The sequence below is a fragment of the Sphingomonas sp. 2SG genome (assembly GCF_005503285.1).
Lineage (GTDB): Bacteria > Pseudomonadota > Alphaproteobacteria > Sphingomonadales > Sphingomonadaceae > Sphingomonas > Sphingomonas taxi.
This window is the reverse complement of sequence record NZ_SCMZ01000100.1, coordinates 1-2,691: the sequence shown is the minus strand read 5'-3', so window position 1 is coordinate 2,691 and position 2,691 is coordinate 1. Positions and strand designations below refer to the sequence as shown.

General features: G+C 68.3%; 2 protein-coding genes. Both read left to right on the top strand.

Annotated features, from left to right (window positions below; genetic code table 11):
* Positions 1-1,281, top strand: a 1,281-nt coding sequence (locus tag FFS23_RS19840) for an OprO/OprP family phosphate-selective porin (protein WP_137899951.1), incomplete at its 5' end; no start/stop codon positions are given.
* A gap of 14 nt (positions 1,282-1,295) precedes the next feature.
* The gene (locus FFS23_RS19835; RefSeq protein WP_283214467.1) at positions 1,296-2,606 is read left to right on the top strand and encodes a CitMHS family transporter; all 1,311 of its coding nucleotides are present in this window, start codon (positions 1,296-1,298) and stop codon (positions 2,604-2,606) included.
* The last annotated feature ends 85 nt before the right edge of the window (positions 2,607-2,691 follow it).

Genomic DNA, 2,691 nt, shown 5'->3' with positions numbered 1-2,691 from the left:
CCGCCACAGGTCGCGCAGGCGGCGCCGCCACAGGTCCGCCGCACGGTGCCGTTCGCGCCGCAGCTGGTGCCGCCCGGCCCGGCCGACCGCGACGTCGCGCAGGCGACCGCGGCACGCGACAATCCGTCGGGCGTGACCACCGAATGGGGCGCCGGCCTGCCCGTCTTCCACTCGGCGGACGGCGTCTACACGTTCAAGCCGCGCGGGCGCATCCTCGCCGACGTCAGCAGCACCTTCGGCTCCAAATCGGACACGCGCAACCTCACCACCACCGGCATGCGCGCCTTGCGCCTCGGCCTCGAAGGCGGCGTCGGCGCGCATTTCTTCTATCAGATGGAAGCCGATTTTTCGGAGAACGAGGTCGACGTCGTCACCGCCTTCATGGGCTGGCGCAACCGGATCGCGCCGGGGATCGATTACGACGTGCGCGCCGGCCATCTGTTCAACGATCGCAGCTTCGAGGGCTCGACCGGATCGGATTCGACGCCGTTCCTCGAACGCACGACGGTGGCCACCGCGATCATCCCGCAGCGCGGCTTCTACGGCATCGGCATCATGCCGCGCCTGTTCTGGAAGACCGGCCATGCCTCGCTGACCGTCACCGGCGATCGCGTCGACGGCACGCAGGCGGTGAGCGACGGCCGCACCGTGCTGGGCCGCGCGCACTGGAACCCGGTTAAGACCGACGACACGGTGATGCACGTCGGCATCTGGGGCTTCGACGAGAGCCTGTCGTCCGCGGCGACGACGCTGACCCGCAACACGGTGATCGGCGGCCGTTTCAACGGCGCCCTGCGCGTCTCGACCGGCACCTTGCTCGGCGGCACCGGCACCACCGGCTATGGCGTCGAGCTGGGCGGCTATCGCGGGCCGTTGTGGGTGATGGGCGAGGCGGGGCGGCGCAATGCGCGGCTGGACGGCGGCCGGCCCGATTTCGTCAGCAAGGCGTGGAGCCTGTCGGGCGGCTTCTTCATCACCGGCGACCTGCCGCCGTACAATCCGCGGCTCGGCAGTTTCGGCCAGCCCAAGGTCAAGCGGCCGACTTTCGACGGGGGTCCCGGCGCGATCGAGCTGACCGCCCGCTATGAGAGTCTCGACTATACCGATCTCGTCACGGGCGGCGAGGGATGGGCGGGGACTCTCGGCGTGAACTGGTATCTCAACAGCTTCACGCGCGTGCAGGTCAACGCCATCCATTGGGACACCGACAATCGCAGCGGCGCCGTCACCGGCGCCGATTCCGGCGAGACCGTCAGCGCCCGCGTCGCCGTCACCTTCTGATCTTTCCAAGGAACATGCCCATGGATCTGGCGCTGCTCGGCTTCCTGATGGTGGCCACCTTCATGACGCTCATCATGACCAAGCGGATGACCCCGCTGGTCGCGCTGATCGTCATCCCGACGATCTTCGGCGTGGTCGCCGGCCAGGCGGCCGGGCTCGGCGACATGATGATCGACGGCATCAAGAATCTCGCGCCGACCGGCGTGATGCTGCTGTTCGCGATCCTGTTCTTCTCGACGATGACCGATACCGGCCTGTTCGATCCTTTGGTCGGCCGGTTGATCCGGCTGGTGCACGGCGATCCGACGCGCATCCTGCTCGGCACCGTCGTGCTGTGCGCGCTGGTCAGCCTCGATGGCGACGGCTCGACCACCTATATCATCACGATCGCCGCGCTGCTGCCGCTCTACAAGCGCTACGACATGAACCGGCTGTATCTGTGCTGCCTATTGATGGCGACCAGCGGCATCATGAACCTCACCCCCTGGGGCGGTCCGACCGCGCGCGCGGCGAGTGCGCTCAAGCTCGATCCGGCGACGCTGTTCCTGCCGCTGATCCCCGGCATGATCGCCGGCCTCGCCAGCCTGCTCGCGCTGGCCGTGTGGTTCGGCCGCAAGGAGCGCGCCCGCATCGGCGCGGTGCAGGCACGCGAGGAGGCGGAGTTCACCGGCATGGCGGTGTCGCAATATCCCGAGGCGCGCCGGCCGAAGCTGATCTGGTTCAACGGCCTGCTCGTCGTCACGCTGCTCACCCTGCTCGTCTGGGGGCTGCTGCCGCTGTCGGTGCTGATGATGATCGCCTTCGCCATCGCGATGATCGTCAACTATCCCGGCGTCGCCGAACAGAAGGAGCGGATCGCCGCACATGCCGGCAACGTGCTGTCGGTGGTGTCGCTGATCTTCGCGGCGGGTATCTTCACCGGCATCCTCGGCGGCACCGGCATGGTCGAGGCGATGAGCAAGGAGGTCGTCGGCATGATCCCGCCGGTGATGGGGCCGTATATGGCGCCGATCACCGCGTTGCTCAGCCTGCCCTTCACCTTCTTCATCTCCAACGACGCCTTCTATTTCGGCATGCTGCCGATCCTCGCCGAGGCGGGCGCGCATTACGGCGTCTCGCCGATGGCGATCGCGCGCGCCTCGCTGATGGGCCAGCCGGTGCATCTGCTCAGCCCGCTGGTGCCGTCGACCTATCTGCTCGTCAGCCTCGCCGGTGTCGACCTAGCCGACCACCAGCGGTTCACGCTGCTGCCCGCCGCGATGGTGTGCGCGGTGATGACGCTGGTCGGCATGATCGCGCTCGCCTTTCCGTTCGTCGCCGGGTGAACCGCGACGCCGCCTCGATCGCGCCGCGCTTCGCCGCGGCCCCGCTTGCCTTCCGCCGCCCCCAACCCCCGGAGACCCCATGGAC

Coding starts and splice junctions, on each gene's coding strand:
- FFS23_RS19835 (WP_283214467.1), top strand. CDS start 1,296: ATGCCCATGGATCTGGCGCTGCTCGGCTTCCTGATGGTGGCCACCTTC.